The sequence below is a fragment of the Seonamhaeicola sp. NFXS20 genome, from assembly GCF_049132085.1.
GTDB lineage: Bacteria > Bacteroidota > Bacteroidia > Flavobacteriales > Flavobacteriaceae > Seonamhaeicola.
The window spans coordinates 21,336-35,962 of sequence record NZ_JAFMPU010000011.1; the positions used below are offsets into that span (position 1 = coordinate 21,336).

Annotated in this window: 14 protein-coding genes; 9 read left to right on the top strand and 5 right to left on the bottom strand. The window is 30.7% G+C overall.

Going from position 1 to position 14,627, the window contains the following annotated elements; genetic code table 11:
- The first annotated feature begins 1 nt into the window (after position 1).
- Genes J1D01_RS14005 through J1D01_RS14030 form a run of 6 tightly spaced genes read left to right on the top strand, consistent with a single transcriptional unit; the run spans position 2 to position 7,042 of the window.
- Positions 2-1,003: a glycosyltransferase family 2 protein gene (locus J1D01_RS14005; protein WP_421151259.1), complete on the top strand. Its 1,002-nt coding sequence runs from the start codon at positions 2-4 to the stop codon at positions 1,001-1,003.
- Positions 1,000-2,118: a glycosyltransferase family 4 protein gene (locus tag J1D01_RS14010; protein ID WP_421151260.1), complete on the top strand. Its 1,119-nt coding sequence runs from the start codon at positions 1,000-1,002 to the stop codon at positions 2,116-2,118. Before J1D01_RS14005 ends, J1D01_RS14010 begins: the two co-directional genes overlap by 4 nt.
- The gene (locus J1D01_RS14015) at positions 2,118-3,194 is read left to right on the top strand and encodes a glycosyltransferase (protein WP_421151261.1); all 1,077 of its coding nucleotides are present in this window, start codon (positions 2,118-2,120) and stop codon (positions 3,192-3,194) included. Before J1D01_RS14010 ends, J1D01_RS14015 begins: the two co-directional genes overlap by 1 nt.
- Positions 3,191-4,558, top strand: coding sequence for an O-antigen ligase family protein (locus J1D01_RS14020; RefSeq protein WP_421151262.1), 1,368 nt, complete (start codon positions 3,191-3,193; stop codon positions 4,556-4,558). Before J1D01_RS14015 ends, J1D01_RS14020 begins: the two co-directional genes overlap by 4 nt.
- Before the next feature lie 24 nt (positions 4,559-4,582).
- Positions 4,583-5,593 carry a glycosyltransferase family 4 protein gene (locus tag J1D01_RS14025; protein WP_421151263.1) on the top strand — a complete coding sequence of 337 codons (1,011 nt, stop codon included), beginning with the start codon at positions 4,583-4,585 and terminating at the stop codon, positions 5,591-5,593.
- Positions 5,594-5,650: 57 nt separating this feature from the next.
- Positions 5,651-7,042: a sugar transferase gene (locus J1D01_RS14030; RefSeq protein WP_421151264.1), complete on the top strand. Its 1,392-nt coding sequence runs from the start codon at positions 5,651-5,653 to the stop codon at positions 7,040-7,042.
- Here the strand turns inward: J1D01_RS14030 and J1D01_RS14035 are convergent, their stop codons facing one another.
- Together J1D01_RS14035 and J1D01_RS14040 are read right to left on the bottom strand one after the other, a co-directional pair.
- The gene (locus J1D01_RS14035) at positions 7,043-8,227 is read right to left on the bottom strand and encodes a DUF4105 domain-containing protein (protein ID WP_421151265.1); all 1,185 of its coding nucleotides are present in this window, start codon (positions 8,225-8,227) and stop codon (positions 7,043-7,045) included.
- Entirely contained in the window at positions 8,227-9,213 is a 987-nt protein-coding gene (locus J1D01_RS14040) for a PorV/PorQ family protein (RefSeq protein WP_421151328.1), read from the bottom strand. Before J1D01_RS14040 ends, J1D01_RS14035 begins: the two co-directional genes overlap by 1 nt.
- Positions 9,214-9,412: 199 nt before the next feature.
- Between J1D01_RS14040 and J1D01_RS14045 the strand changes: the two genes are divergently transcribed.
- The 3 genes from J1D01_RS14045 to J1D01_RS14055 all read left to right on the top strand — a co-directional run bounded on the left by J1D01_RS14045 (position 9,413) and on the right by J1D01_RS14055 (position 11,850).
- Positions 9,413-10,159, top strand: a complete 747-nt coding sequence (locus J1D01_RS14045) for a CDP-alcohol phosphatidyltransferase family protein (RefSeq protein WP_421151266.1) — start codon at positions 9,413-9,415, stop codon at positions 10,157-10,159.
- Positions 10,160-10,167: 8 nt separating this feature from the next.
- Entirely contained in the window at positions 10,168-11,058 is an 891-nt protein-coding gene (locus J1D01_RS14050) for a DUF808 domain-containing protein (protein WP_372937450.1), read from the top strand.
- Between the two features lie 243 nt (positions 11,059-11,301).
- Positions 11,302-11,850: an HNH endonuclease gene (locus tag J1D01_RS14055; protein ID WP_372937449.1), complete on the top strand. Its 549-nt coding sequence runs from the start codon at positions 11,302-11,304 to the stop codon at positions 11,848-11,850.
- 14 nt (positions 11,851-11,864) lie between these two features.
- Here J1D01_RS14055 and lptB read toward each other — a convergent pair whose 3' ends face one another.
- From lptB to J1D01_RS14070, 3 genes are read right to left on the bottom strand one after another with little or no spacing between them, the layout of a single operon-like run.
- Positions 11,865-12,605, bottom strand: a complete 741-nt coding sequence (gene lptB / locus J1D01_RS14060) for an LPS export ABC transporter ATP-binding protein (protein WP_372937448.1) — start codon at positions 12,603-12,605, stop codon at positions 11,865-11,867.
- Positions 12,606-12,648: 43 nt separating this feature from the next.
- The gene (gene tatC, locus J1D01_RS14065) at positions 12,649-13,473 is read right to left on the bottom strand and encodes a twin-arginine translocase subunit TatC (RefSeq protein ID WP_421151267.1); all 825 of its coding nucleotides are present in this window, start codon (positions 13,471-13,473) and stop codon (positions 12,649-12,651) included.
- On the bottom strand, positions 13,473-14,438 hold the full coding sequence (locus J1D01_RS14070; RefSeq protein ID WP_372938304.1) for a KpsF/GutQ family sugar-phosphate isomerase: 966 nt from the start codon (positions 14,436-14,438) through the stop codon (positions 13,473-13,475). Before J1D01_RS14070 ends, tatC begins: the two co-directional genes overlap by 1 nt.
- Between the last annotated feature and the right edge of the window lie 189 nt (positions 14,439-14,627).

Here is a 14,627-nt window from a genome sequence, read left to right on the forward strand (position 1 = left end):
TATGAAATTTTCACTAGTTATATGTACATATTTGAGACCACAAGCGCTTTTAGAATTACTACATTCTGTAAAGGCACAAACTCTATATCCTAGTGAGATTATTATTGTTGATGGTTCTACTAACGATGATACAAAACACATATTAGAACAACATGTTTTTGAAAATTTAACCTATCATAAAGTTGAAGCCTCTCAACGAGGTTTAACTAAACAGCGGAACTTTGGAATAAATAAAGTATCTAAATCATCTGAAGTTATTTGTTTTTTAGATGATGATATTATTTTAAAATCAAATTATTTTGAAGCATTAATAGATACATATATTAAAAAGCCAAATGCGCTTGCTGTAGGAGGTTATATTACTAACGAAGTAAGTTGGGAAAAGGCAGATGAAAAAAAAGATAAGTTGAAATTCTATTATGATGGTTGGATGCGTAATGAACCATTACGCTTTAAATTAAGACAAAAATTTGGTTTGTTGCCAGATGCTAAACCGGGTTATATGCCTACATTTTCTCATGGGCGTTCGGTGAGTTTTTTACCACCCTCAGGAAACATATATCAGGTAGAGCAAATTATGGGTGGTGTGTCGTCTTACAAAAAAGAGGTTTTTAAAACCATGCAGTTTTCAACCTATTTTGAAGGTTACGGATTGTATGAAGATGCCGATTTTTCATTGCGATTATCAAAAAAAGGCAATCTTTATGTAAATACTGCCGCACAATTAGAGCATCATCACAATAAATCAGGGAGACCTAATAAACTCAAGTATGGTAAAATGGTGATAAGAAACGGCTGGTATGTTTGGCGGGTTAAATACCCCAAGCCTTCTATTAAGGCGCAATTAAAATGGCATGCTACCGCTTTTTTATTAACCGTTATTAGATTTACCAACATATTAACAAGCAATAGCCATAGAAGACAAGAAGCCTTTACAGAAAGTTTAGGGCGATTTATAGGTTGGGTGTCTTTAATTTTTAGTAAACCAAAAGTGAAACCATGAGATTTTTAATAATAACACATGTTCTACATAAAAAAAATAATGAAGATTATTTTGGTTATGCGCCTTATGTAAGAGAAATGAATGTGTGGTTAAACCATGTTGATGCGGTTCATATTGTTGCTCCGTTAATAAGGGGTTCTATTTCTGAAATTGATTTAGCTTATAAACATGCGTCATTAAATTTTACAGAGGTTCCTCAAATTTCATTTATATCGGCTATAAGTGCATTACGTTCGGTTTTTAAACTTCCAACTATTTTATATGCTATTTATAAGGCCTGTAAAAAATCAGATCACATTCATTTACGTTGCCCCGGTAATATAGGTTTGTTGGGGTGTTTAGTGCAACTATTTTTTCCTAAGAAGATAAAAACTGCCAAATATGCTGGTAATTGGGACCCTAAAGCCCAACAACCACTGAGTTATAGATTTCAAAAATGGTTATTAAGCAATACGTTTTTAACAAAAAATATGCAGGTTTTGGTTTATGGGCAGTGGGAACATCAAACTAAAAACATCAAACCGTTTTTTACAGCATCCTTTTATAAAAATGAAATTGAAGATTTAAAACCCAAAGATTATACAAAAACACTACATATGGTGTTTGTAGGCAGTTTGGTTGAAGGAAAACATCCGCTTTTTGCCATACAACTTGTTGAGCAACTTATAAAACAAGGAAAACGTATTTGTTTAAACATGTATGGCGATGGTGTTTTAAAGCAGGAATTACTAGATTATATTCATTATAAAAATTTAAAAGCATCCGTTTTTTTACATGGTAATCAATCTAAAGAAGTTATAAAAACAGCATTAAAACAAGCACATTTTTCTATATTGCCATCAAAATCTGAAGGTTGGCCCAAAGCTATTGCCGAGGCTATGTTTTTTGGCGTTATACCTATTGCAACCAAAGTGTCTTGTGTGCCTTATATGTTAGATTTTGGAAATAGAGGTATTTTAATTGAACTCGAAGTAGATTTAGCTGCACAGCATATTTTAAATCACTTAAAAGATACTGTTAAATTGCAAGTCATGTCTAAATTGGCAACAACATGGTCTCAAAACTATACCTTAGATTATTTTGAGTCTGAAATTAAAAAATTAATAGTTCATTAATGCGAGTCATTCAGATAATAGATTCTTTAGAACCAGGTGGTGCAGAACGGGTTGCCGTTAATTTAGCCAATGCTTTAGCACATAAAATAGACAGGTCTTTTTTATGTACCACCAGAAAAGAGGGTTTGTTAAAAGAAAGCATAAATAGTGATGTTGGTTATTTGTTTTTAGATAAAAGTGGTACGTTTGATTTAAAAGCGGTATTTAAGCTAAGAACATTTTTAAAAAGGCATGATATTGATGTTGTTCATGCACATTCTAGCTCTTTTTTTATAGCCGTTTTAGTAAAAGTTTTTTTATTTAGAGTTAAAATTATATGGCATGATCATTATGGAAATAGCGAATTTTTAAGCAATAGAAAATCAAAAGTATTAGCATTTACATCTTATTTGTTCTCTCATATTTTATGTGTTAATGAAACTCTAAAAAACTGGGCTATTAATAACTTACATTGTAAAAATGTAATTTTTCTGCCAAATTTTTCAGTATCAGTTGAAATTAAATCGGAAACTATTTTAAAGGGTACTAAAGGAAAACGTATTGTTCATTTAGCAAATTTGAGACCTCAAAAAAATCATGAAATTTTAATCAAAGCTTTTAATGAGGTATTAAAAAAGTACCCTGATTGGACGCTTCATTGTGTAGGGAAAGACTTTAATGATGCTTATTCTAAATCTGTCAAAAGGTTAATCAGCAAATTGCAATTAGAAAATCAAGTGTACCTTTACGGAAGTTGCCCTGATGTATTTCATATTTTAAAACAATCAACTATAGGTGTTTTATCCTCAAAATCAGAAGGCTTACCTTTAGCGTTATTAGAGTACGGAGTGGTTGGTTTACCTAGTATAGCAACTAATGTTGGTGATTGTAATTTAGTTATTTCAAATAAAAATGAGGGGTTTTTAATTGAAAGTGAAGATGTTAATGCTTTAAAGAATGCTTTGTTAAGCCTAATTGTTGATGAAAAGTTAAGGCAAAATATGGGAGCGTGTTTAAAAGAAAAGGTAATGAATAATTTTTCTGAAGCAGTACAAATACATAAACTTATAGAAATTTATAAACTTCACATAAAATGAAGTTATCGGTCTATTATAAACTTATTATTTTTCATGTATTATTAGGCATTTTAATATTTGCTTTTAAGCCTTTAGCTACCCCATATTTTTTATTTACTACGGTTTTTTTTATCTATAAAATTATAAGAGTTTCTAAAAAAAGGAAAGCTTTTTATGTGTTGTTGGCTTGTTCTTATGTTGTTGGCATTGAGGTGTTTTTAAGAATGAATGGAGGAACTATTTTTTATGAGGCCAGTAAATATTTAGTGATTTTATTTATTTTGTTGGGTATGTTTAGTGTTAGCTTTAGTAGTAAAGCATTTGCATATGTATTTTATATATTGCTTTTAATACCAGGTATTTATGTGGCTATTGCAGAAATGGGTTTTGAAACTAATATACGTAAGGCTATAGCTTTTAATTTAAGTGGGCCTGTGTGTTTAGGGTTGGTTGCTATTTTTTGCTATCGCCGTAATATCACATTTAACCAAATTAAAATTATCCTTTTAGGGTTTTTATTACCGCTTATAAGTATGACGGTGTTTTTAGTGCTATACACGCCCGATATAAAATCAGTAGTAACAGGAACAGCCTCAAACTTTGCCGCTTCTGGTGGGTTTGGACCCAATCAAGTAGCTACGGTGTTAGGGTTAGGAATATTTGTTTTAGCGGCTCGTTTTTTTATGTCTAAAGATGGTTTATTGTTACGGTTGGTAGATTTGGGTCTTTTGGGTTTTATGGGTTTTAGAGCTATAGTAACATTTAGTAGAGGAGGCGTTATTACAGCTTTAATAATGATTGTTGGATTTATAGTTGTATACTATTTAAAAGTGAACAAAAAGAAAAGACTAAACATGCAAATGTCTGTTTTTTTCTTTTTAACAGCGCTTTTTTTAACTTGGTTAGTAAGTTCTATTCAAACCAGTGGTTTTATAGATAAACGTTATGCAAATCAAGATGCTGCAGGTAGGTCTAAGAGCGATGTTACCACCGGTAGAACCGATTTATTAGCTTTTGAGTTTAAAGAGTTTGTAAATCATCCTTTTTTAGGTATTGGCGTTGGTAAAGTAAAAGAAGTACGGTTTAATGAAACCGGAATAGAAGCCGCTTCACATAACGAAATGAGTAGAATTGTTGCAGAACATGGTTTGTTTGGTGTTTTTGCATTTCTTATTTTATTAATAACTCCGTTAGTTATTAGATTAAATAACAAGTCTAATATATTTTTCTATTCGTTTTATGCCTTTTGGTTACTTACAATTAATCATTCAGCAATGCGCATTGCAGCTCCGGCATTTGTATATGGCTTGTGTTTGCTTAATATAACTTATAAAAAACCATTAAAAGGTAAAAAAGTGTTGAAACCAAACCAAGAAAGCGCTTAATATTTGCATATGGTATTATAATAAATGAAAAATCTTCTTTACATAGGAAACAAGTTAGCAGAAACGAATAAAACAGTTACTACTATAGATACATTAAGCAAAAAATTGTGTGATGAAGGTTATAACGTAGTGTCTGTTTCTGATAAAAAAAATAAGATTTTTAGATTGTTTGATATGCTTTTGCATATTATTAAGTACAGAAAACAAGTAGATTATGTTTTGATTGATACCTACAGTACTTTAAATTTTTACTATGCTTATTTGTGTGCTGTACTTTGTAAGTTTTTAAATTTAAAGTATGTGCCTATTTTACATGGCGGTAACTTACCAGAACGTTTAAAAACTTCTCCTAAACTATGTAATACTATTTTTAAAAATGCAGCAATTAATATAGCCCCATCACTTTATATAAAATTGATATTTGAAGATTTTGGGTTTGTTAACATTATATATATTCCAAATTCTATTGATATTGGAAAATATCGTTTTAAAAATAGGGCATTTAAACAGGTGAAATTATTGTGGGTGCGTTCATTTTCAAAAATTTACAATCCTTTGTTAGCTGTAAAAGTTGTTAAGGCTTTAAAAGATGATCATATAGAAGCAACACTTTGTATGGTTGGGCCTGATAAAGATGGGAGTTTAGAAACGGCCAAAATGTTGGCTAAACAATTAGATATTGATGTTAAGTTTACAGGTAAATTATCTAAAGAAGCATGGATTACATTATCTAAACATTATAATATTTTTATAAATACCACTAATTTTGATAATATGCCTGTAAGTGTTATAGAAGCTATGGCTTTAGGGCTTCCGGTAATATCAACTCAAGTGGGGGGAATGCCTTTTTTAATAGAACATGGAGTTGACGGTATGTTAGTAAACCCCAATGATGAAGCCGCTTTTGTTAATGCTGTTAAAACGCTGATGTCTCAAGAAAATAAAGCCGAAAAAATAGCTGAATTAGCTAGAAAAAAAGTAGAAAATTTTGATTGGGAAGTGATTAAAAAACAATGGCTAAACGTTTTAAGTTAATTTATACGTTGTAATAAAATTACTTGTTATCTTTATAACCTCTCATTAGCCACTAAAATGTCTAAAAACAGTATTCATTTTAATATATCAGAACGTAAAGTATTACTTCGTGTTTTTGATATTATTTCCGTTCTATTGGTACTGTATTTTGTAGGGAATACCTTTGAGTTTGATTACTTTTCAATTACCAAAAAACATTGGCGTTGGGTTTTTGTTCTTATTCTTTATATCTCCATATTTGGTACTATTTTCGAGTTGTATGATTTACAAAAATCGAGTCAAATAGAAAAAATATCAACTAGCATTGTATTTACCGTATCAGTTACTGTTTTATTCTATTTTTTAACGCCATTTCTAACCCCAATATTACCAGGCAATCGTTTACAAATTGTTTATTTTTATTTTGCTATTCTATTTGCTTTGGTTTTATGGCGATTGGCTTATATTACTTTTATAGTTTCGCCAAGGTTTTATAGAAAGGTGATTATTGTAGGAGAGGTTTCTAGTGTTGAAACTATAATAGAAGCTTTTAAAGAAGCAGACCCCAATTATAAAATTGTAGGCTTTGTAAATTGTGCCGCTAGTAAAAAGGATAATATAAAGTTTACAGGCATAAAGGAGTATAGTCCTAAGCAACTTAATAAGGTAGTTAAAGAAGATCATATATCAGAGATAGTTGTTGCCAGTTATAATTCTAATACCATAACCTATGAAACGTATTATGCACTTATTTCGCTTTTAGAAGAAGGCATTCCTATTAGGGAATATACACAGGTGTATGAAGATTTAACCCAACGAATTCCTATTCAGTTTGTAGGAAGAGATTTTTATAAATATTTTCCTTTTAGCCGAAGTAATAAAAACAAAATGTATTTATTTTTTCATCGGATGTTTGATATTTTAATTTCTGCTTTGGGGCTTGTTTTTTGTACATTATTTACACCATTTGTATTGTTAGGTAACCTTATTGGTAATAGAGGGAGATTATTATACACCCAAGAACGTATTGGTAAAAACGGACGCCAGTTTAAAATTATTAAATTTAGAACCATGATTAAGAATGCGGAACAAAATGGTGTTACATGGGCAAAGAAAAAAGATTCTAGAATCACCTTATTTGGAAGATTTTTAAGAAATACCAGACTAGATGAGATGCCGCAGTTTTTAAATGTTTTAAAAGGCGATATGAGTTTGATTGGTCCCAGACCAGAGCGTCCTCATTTTGTAAAGGAATTATCAGAAATGCTTCCGTTTTATGAAACTAGGCATATAATTAAACCCGGACTAACAGGTTGGGCACAGGTAAAAACAAGATATGGTTCATCTTATGATGATAGCTTGCTTAAGCTTCAATACGATTTATATTATATAAAACACCGTAGTTTTTTACTTGATATAAATATTCTTATTAAAACCCTAAGTACGGTAATTTTCTTTAGGGGGCAGTAGTTAAATTGGTTGTTTGCTGTTGGGGGTTGTATAATATTTTACTAAGTAAATATACCTAATAAATAAGGCTATTAATAGCGGAATTAAACCAATGGCAAATACCTGAACACCAATTACCCAGTGTAGTGTTAGTAAACAAAGCATTATTATTAAAAATTTTAAATATTTAATAAACCATGATTTAGGTTTTTTATTTACCAATTGCCCAATCATTAAAATGTTTAAAGCAAAAGCCCAAAGTAAATTGTAGTTTTGGTGTGTGCCTGTATGGTCTGTTGCAAACCAGAGTAGTAAAATAAGAATGCCTATAATTCCTGTAAAGCTAAACAGTGTTATATCTAGCCACTGCGTTTGTTTTTTATTTTTAAAATCTTTATAAGTAATAAATACAATAGCCAAAGCAATTAATCCTAAAATAAAAAGCGGACTACTAAAAAAATTATTAGCAATCTTAGTAGGTCTTTTAGTAAAAATAATATTGCTTTTTTTAACTAAAGGAGTGCCATCTTTTTTGGTAGCTGCTTCAAAAAAATTATAGATATTTTCTGGTAAAAACATTTGTTCTTCTGGTGTTGCTTTCCTGTCTATTACAGCGCCTAATGCCATGTCTATACCCAAACTACCCCATGTGTTTTTATTAACGTTGTCATAGATTAAACTTCTAAAAGTTTTTGTGGTATAATCTTTAGGTAGATTAAATTCAATGGCGTTTTTGGTAGCAATTTTAGTTACATCTTTAATGCGAGTAGCACAATTATCAAAAAAGAACTCATACAAATACCCACGGTTTTCAGGTTTGTAATTATTTATTAAATAGTTGTATAAGTTTTGTTTTTCGCTTTGCGATAAATTTAAAACTTGTTCTTTAACGGTGCGGTTAAAATAAACATACACTTGGTAAAACCTACTAAAGTTATCTTTACTAAGTAAATAATTTAGTTTACCACGAGCAAATTTTAGGTAAAAATTAGGGGCATCAAAATCGTATTCACCATAACCATAAACTACATCTAATCTGTTATTAGGGTCTTTTATTCTGAAGGCGCTATGACCGAAAGCATCATTTAAAGACGTTCCAGGACCAACTGTTAAAATGCTAATTTCTGCAGTATTAGAAAGTGTTACTTGCTGCCCATAAATAAATGAAGAAAATACTAAGAGTAGAAAACGTAATTTTTTTGTCATTACCTAAAGATACTAAAATCGAGTTTTAATGAAAATACATTTGAATACAATGCTACACTTTGGTCTCCAATATCTGTAAAGGCATAATCTATTTGAATGCCATTGTATTTAAAACCAACGCCAAAACTTGGTTGAAAGGTGAGTTGTTCTGTATTGTCTATTTGCAGTTCATTTTGAAAATTACCCATGCCGGCACGTAAATATACCATGTTAATATATGCAAACTCAAAACCTAAGGCAGGGTTTATACTAGCAAAAGATGATGAAATAATATCATTATTTTCTTCAAACCTAACATTTAAATTGGCGGCCATTAAAAGGGTGTAATCATAGTTGAAATCAACTAATTTAGAAACGCCTATTTGCAGTTTAGGTATTGTAATTTCGGTGCTTTCTGGTAATTCTTGGTTTTGCCCTTCAACAGCATCTTTAATGGTTTCAAATTCATCTTCATCAATAGCCCAAGCATTAAAAGTTGTGGTAATATCTCGAGCCATAATACCAAATTTCCAGTTGTTGTTGGTTTCAAACTGAATACCAGCATCTAAACCAAAGCCCCAAGACGATGCAAAATCACCAATAATTCTTCGAATAACTTTAGCGTTAACACCATAGTTTAATCCTTGAACAGGAAGTTTTCTTGCGTAAGAAAATGTTAAACCGTAGTCTGCCGTAGAAAAAAGACTAATTCTATCATAATTAATATTGCCTTGGTCATCAATTAATTGGGTTGTGTTTAAAATATCATCAACAGCAAACCTAATTAGTGATATTCCCATAGCACTATTATTGTCTATGGGCATTGCATAAGCTGCGTAATCATAATTGGCAATATTAGCAAAATAGCTAGAGTGCATAAGCGCTAACTGGTTGTCTTCTAAAGCTAAAAGACCCGCAGGATTCCAATACCCAGAATTTACATCGGCGGTGTGCGATGTAACAGCACTACTCATACCCAAAGCAGCAGCATCAACACCAATGTTCATAAACTCATTAGAATATTTTCTAGTAGTTTGACTAAAGGCGGATACAGATATTATAAAGAATAAAGCGGTTATATAAGCTTTCAATCGCAAATTTTTTACAAAGATGCACATAATTTATAAACCTATAAACTTGAATTTATATTAGATATTGCTTTAGAGTAAAATTGTTTGTTATTTTTACAGAAATTAAATTTATTACATGAAGCGATATATTCCGAATGCTCTAACCTTACTAAATTTATTTTGTGGGAGTATTGCTGTAGTTTTTGCGGTTAATGACCATTTTGTTGTAGCTGCTTTTTTTGTGTTTTTAGGTATATTTTTCGACTTTTTTGATGGTTTTGCAGCAAGAAAACTAAAGGTTGAAAGTGATATAGGTTTACAATTAGACTCTTTAGCCGATGTTGTTACTAGCGGATTGGTACCTGGAATTATTATGTTTAAACTAATAGGCTTAACACAAACAGGTTGGGTTGATGCTTATCAAGATGGTTTTCAAACAAGCTTATTTGAATTAACAGGAGGTAGTTTTTTACCTTTTATAGGGCTTTTAATTACATTAGCATCTGCTTACCGGCTTGCAAAATTTAATGTAGATGTTGAGCAGCAAACCTTTTTTAAAGGCTTACCAACCCCAGCCAATACTTTATTAATTGTATCGCTCCCCTTAATTTTAGAGTATCAAAATAACGATGTTATTAATGCTATTATTTTAAATAAATGGTTTTTAATAGCAATAACCATTTTAAGTTGCTGGTTGCTAAACTCTGGCATCAAATTATTTGCATTAAAATTTAAAAGTTGGGGCTTTAAAGCTAATGCAACACGTTATATATTTATTATACTGTGTGCTGTGTTGTTAATAGTACTTTGGTTTGCAGCCATACCATTAATTATACTGTTATATATAATTATGTCTGTTTTAGATAATTTAACCACAAAATAATATAATACATGGCCTCAGGATTTTTTGCGCTATTAGATGATATAGCAACCCTAATGGATGATGTGGTGGTAATGAGTAAGATTTCTACCAAAAAAACAGCTGGAATTTTAGGTGATGATTTAGCTGTAAATGCAGAAAAAGCCACTGGATTTGTGTCTTCTAGAGAGTTACCTGTTTTATGGGCTATAACTAAAGGTTCTGCGCTTAATAAACTTATTATTTTACCTATTGCATTTTTACTTAGTGCCTTTGCACCGTGGGCCATAACCTTAGCTTTAATTTTTGGTGCTATTTATTTGTCATTTGAAGGAGCAGAAAAAATTTATGAGTTTTTTGTACCACATGCACCTAAGGAAGATTCTCATAGTGATTTGAATGTAGAACTTACTAAAGAAGAGGCTTTACTTTCTGAAAAGAAGAAAATAAAATCGGCCATTTTTACAGATTTTATTTTATCTGTAGAAATTGTAATCATTGCACTAGGAACGGTATTAGAAAAACCTATATTATCTCAAATACTAGTAGTTACCATAGTATGTATTATTGCTACTGTTGGGGTTTATGGTATTGTAGCTCTAATAGTAAGAATGGATGATTTTGGATACAGACTTGTAAAGTTTGGTAAAAGAGAAAAAAGTATATCAAAATTTATTGGTAATTTTTTAATAAGAGCCTTACCTATTGTTATAAAAAGTTTAGCCGTAATAGGTACCATTGCTTTAATACTTGTTGCTGGTGGTATTTTTAATCATAACGTAGATTTTATACATCATTTAGTAGAGGGTAACCCTGTACCCATAATGTTAATTGAATTTATTATTGGCTTAATTGTAGGGTTTACAGCTTTAGTGGTGTTTAAAGCCGTTAAATTTTTAATAGCAAAGGTTAAAGGAACATAATACAAACATCATATTTTTATTTTTTAACTACTACAATAGATTTAAAAAGTAGTTATGCGAAAAATATGCTTACAAAAGTTATGGTTAAGTATGTAGTTGGGTAGCTTAAAACTTTTGTGTAAAAACATCTCTCTAAAACAGATTTATATTCGCATAACCTTTGAAATCTCTTTATTACAAAAGGGTTAAGAGTTTTAATAAATTTTTCTTATTGTATATTTACCACTAATTTGATAAAGATTTATGGTAAGAAATTATTGGAATGAAGTGTGGAAAGAGATTGTTTTTGATGATAAAATTTCTGAAAAAGAAACGTTTAAAATTTCAAATTACGGAAGGGTTTTAAATTATAAAAACGGACAAGAGGTTTTAGTAAACGAATCTTATGTAAATGGTTATCAAGTATTGCGTTTAAAGCTTAAAGAAAAAAGAAAGTGGACATCTAGGTATGTACATAAACTTGTAGCAGAACATTTTTTAAGTAAAAATGATGGTGTTTTTGTAATACATTTAGATTACAAAAAGACTAATAATAGGGTAGAAAACTTAAAGTGGGCAACCAAAAAAGAAAAAGAACAACATCAATTTAGTAATCCAGAATATAAAAATACCCCTAGAAAAAGAACCTATTCTAAGCTAACAGAAACTAAGGTTAAATTAATTAAAAGAAAAATTAATGACCCTAACAGAAGAACCCGTTTAAAAATTATAGCTAGGCAATTTGGTATTTCTGAAATGCAACTTTATAGAATAAAAACTGGAGAAAATTGGGGATCAGTATCAGAACATTAATGGTGGTAAAATAATTAATCTCTAATTTTCTTTTTACGCAGCTCAAAGTTTTGACCTAAGTACACTTTACGCACCATTTCATCGCTAGCAAGTTCTTCTGGGTTACCATGTTTTAATATACCACCTTCAAACATAAGGTAAGTTCTATCTGTAATGGCAAGGGTTTCTTGTACGTTATGGTCTGTAATTAAAATACCAATATTTTTTTTGGTAAGTTGCGCTACAATACGCTGTATATCTTCAACAGCTACAGGGTCTACACCAGCAAAAGGTTCATCTAAAAGGATAAAATTAGGGTCTGTTGCCAGTGCACGAGCAATTTCTGTACGCCTGCGTTCGCCACCAGAAAGTAAGTCGCCTCTATTTTTTCTAATATGTCCTAAACCAAACTCTTCAATTAAAGATTCCATTTTAAGCTGTTGTTCTTTTTTACTTAGTTTGGTAAGTTGTAGTACACTTAAAATATTATCTTCAATGCTAAGTTTTCTAAAAACCGAAGCTTCCTGAGCCAGATATCCAATACCATTTTGAGCACGTTTGTACATAGGGAATTTTGTAATCTCTGTATTATCAAGAAAAATTTGTCCGCCATTTGGCTTAATTAACCCAACAATCATATAGAATGATGTTGTTTTACCAGCACCATTTGGCCCTAATAACCCAACTATTTCACCCTGATTTACCTCAAGAGATACATCTTTTACTACTTTACGTCCGTTGTAGGACTTCATTAAATTTTCGGCTCTTAAAATCATACTTGCAATAACGTAAATTTTAATTAATTATTGGCTAATAACACTAAGCATGTTGCTCTTCTTTTCTTATTTGGTTTCTAACAACAATTTTAGATATATAGATACTTACTTGATATAAAATTAAAATAGGAATAGCTACAATGACTTGACTAGCAATATCTGGAGGTGTAATAATAGCAGATAGAATTAAAACAATTACCAGTGCATATTTTCTGTATTTTTTTAGAATTTGAGGTGTTACTAACCCAATTTTAGTTAAAAAATAAATGATAATAGGTAATTCAAAAATGAGTCCGGATGCTAAAGCAGAAGAGCGTACAAGGGCAATGTAAGAGCTAATATCAATTTGGTTGTCAACAGTTTCAGACACGCTATAATTAGCTAAAAAGTTTATGGATAAAGGTGTTACAATATAATACCCAAAAAGTACCCCAAGAAAAAACAATGCCGATGAAATTATAATAAATCCTTTAGAGTGTCTTCTTTCATTTTCATGTAGGCCTGGACTTATAAAGCTCCATAATTGATAAATTACATACGGAAAAGCAATTACAAAACCACCTAGAATTGCTGTCCAAATATCTGCTGAAAACTGACCCGCCATGGTTCTGTTTTGAATAATCATGGGAACTTCTTCATTACAAAATGTAGTATCTACCCCAATAAATGTGGCTGCTTTACACAAAAAATCATAAGTAGGGAAACTCATGTTTAACGGAGCAAAAATAATTTCATCAAAAATAAAGCGACTAAAAATAAAAGCTAGGGTAGCAACAATAACTACAGCCAAACAAATTCTAATTAAATGCCATCTTAAATCTTCGAGATGATCTAGAAAAGACATCTCATTTACATTTTTCTTTGCCATTATAAAATGCCTTCTTTAATTAAATCGTGTAAATGAACAACCCCAGCATATTTACCATTTTCTTCAACTAAAAGTTGCGAGATGCCATTGGTTTCCATAATATCTAGGGCATCAACAGCCATAGTTTCTGCTTTTACACGTTTTGGGTTAGCACTCATGATATCTTTAGCTGTTAAAGTTGAAAAATTATCAACTTTACTAAGCATTCTTCTTAAGTCGCCATCGGTTATAATTCCAATAATTTCATCATTTTCAATTACAGCCGTAACACCTAACATTTTTTTAGTTATTTCAACAATTACATCCTTAATACTGGTATTAGGTTGTACTTTTGGTTTTTCATTAATAGATGAAATATCATGAACTCTTAAATAGAGTTTTTTACCTAAGGAACCACCAGGGTGATATTTTGCAAAATCATTACTAGAAAATCCGCGCATTTCTAATAAACAAACAGCAAGCGCATCACCAACAACCAATTGAGCTGTGGTGCTAGTTGTAGGTGCTAAATTGTTTGGGCAAGCTTCTTTTTCAACAAAAGCATTTAAAACGTAATCAACTTGTTGTGCTAAAAAAGAGTCTTTATTCCCAGTTATAGCAATCATTTTGTTATTAGCGTTTTTAATTAGTGGTACTAAGACTTTAATTTCTGGCGTATTACCACTTTTAGAAATGCAGATAACTACATCATCTTCTAAAATTAAACCTAAATCGCCATGAATAGCATCGGCAGCATGCATAAATACAGCAGGTGTACCTGTAGAATTTAGGGTAGCTACTATTTTGTTTGCAATAATGGCACTTTTACCAACACCAGTAATTATAACGCGTCCTTTAGAGCTGTAAATAAGTTTAACAGCTTCAGCAAAATCATTGGTAATTAGGTTAGAAAGATTAAAAATGGCTTTACTTTCTGCCTCTATAGTTTGTTTAGCAATTTGTATAATAGAATTCTCGCTATTCAAAATTTATATATTTTTAGTTGATGCTTTTAAAGATTTTATTATCTTTAATCTTATTCAAATCCAAATTTTATTGTAATTTGGATTTTCGTTACAAAACTAACGAAAAAAAATATGAGGGTTCTTCAAAATATGCTAATAAAATTATTCATATTAATTTTGAATTTTTAGTGTATTTTTAAGTAGGTTAAC

What these genes read in the sequence shown, in the direction of transcription:
- lptB (WP_372937448.1), bottom strand. Translation starts at nt 12,605, where the DNA reads ATGATTTTAAGAGCCGAAAATTTAATGAAGTCCTACAACGGACGTAAA.
- J1D01_RS14055 (WP_372937449.1), top strand. Translation starts at nt 11,302, where the DNA reads ATGGTAAGAAATTATTGGAATGAAGTGTGGAAAGAGATTGTTTTTGAT.
- J1D01_RS14025 (WP_421151263.1), top strand. Translation starts at nt 4,583, where the DNA reads ATGAAAAATCTTCTTTACATAGGAAACAAGTTAGCAGAAACGAATAAA.
- tatC (WP_421151267.1), bottom strand. Translation starts at nt 13,473, where the DNA reads ATGGCAAAGAAAAATGTAAATGAGATGTCTTTTCTAGATCATCTCGAA.
- J1D01_RS14015 (WP_421151261.1), top strand. Translation starts at nt 2,118, where the DNA reads ATGCGAGTCATTCAGATAATAGATTCTTTAGAACCAGGTGGTGCAGAA.
- J1D01_RS14020 (WP_421151262.1), top strand. Translation starts at nt 3,191, where the DNA reads ATGAAGTTATCGGTCTATTATAAACTTATTATTTTTCATGTATTATTA.
- J1D01_RS14040 (WP_421151328.1), bottom strand. Translation starts at nt 9,213, where the DNA reads ATGAACATTGGTGTTGATGCTGCTGCTTTGGGTATGAGTAGTGCTGTT.
- J1D01_RS14045 (WP_421151266.1), top strand. Translation starts at nt 9,413, where the DNA reads ATGAAGCGATATATTCCGAATGCTCTAACCTTACTAAATTTATTTTGT.
- J1D01_RS14010 (WP_421151260.1), top strand. Translation starts at nt 1,000, where the DNA reads ATGAGATTTTTAATAATAACACATGTTCTACATAAAAAAAATAATGAA.
- J1D01_RS14005 (WP_421151259.1), top strand. Translation starts at nt 2, where the DNA reads ATGAAATTTTCACTAGTTATATGTACATATTTGAGACCACAAGCGCTT.
- J1D01_RS14035 (WP_421151265.1), bottom strand. Translation starts at nt 8,227, where the DNA reads ATGACAAAAAAATTACGTTTTCTACTCTTAGTATTTTCTTCATTTATT.
- J1D01_RS14050 (WP_372937450.1), top strand. Translation starts at nt 10,168, where the DNA reads ATGGCCTCAGGATTTTTTGCGCTATTAGATGATATAGCAACCCTAATG.
- J1D01_RS14030 (WP_421151264.1), top strand. Translation starts at nt 5,651, where the DNA reads ATGTCTAAAAACAGTATTCATTTTAATATATCAGAACGTAAAGTATTA.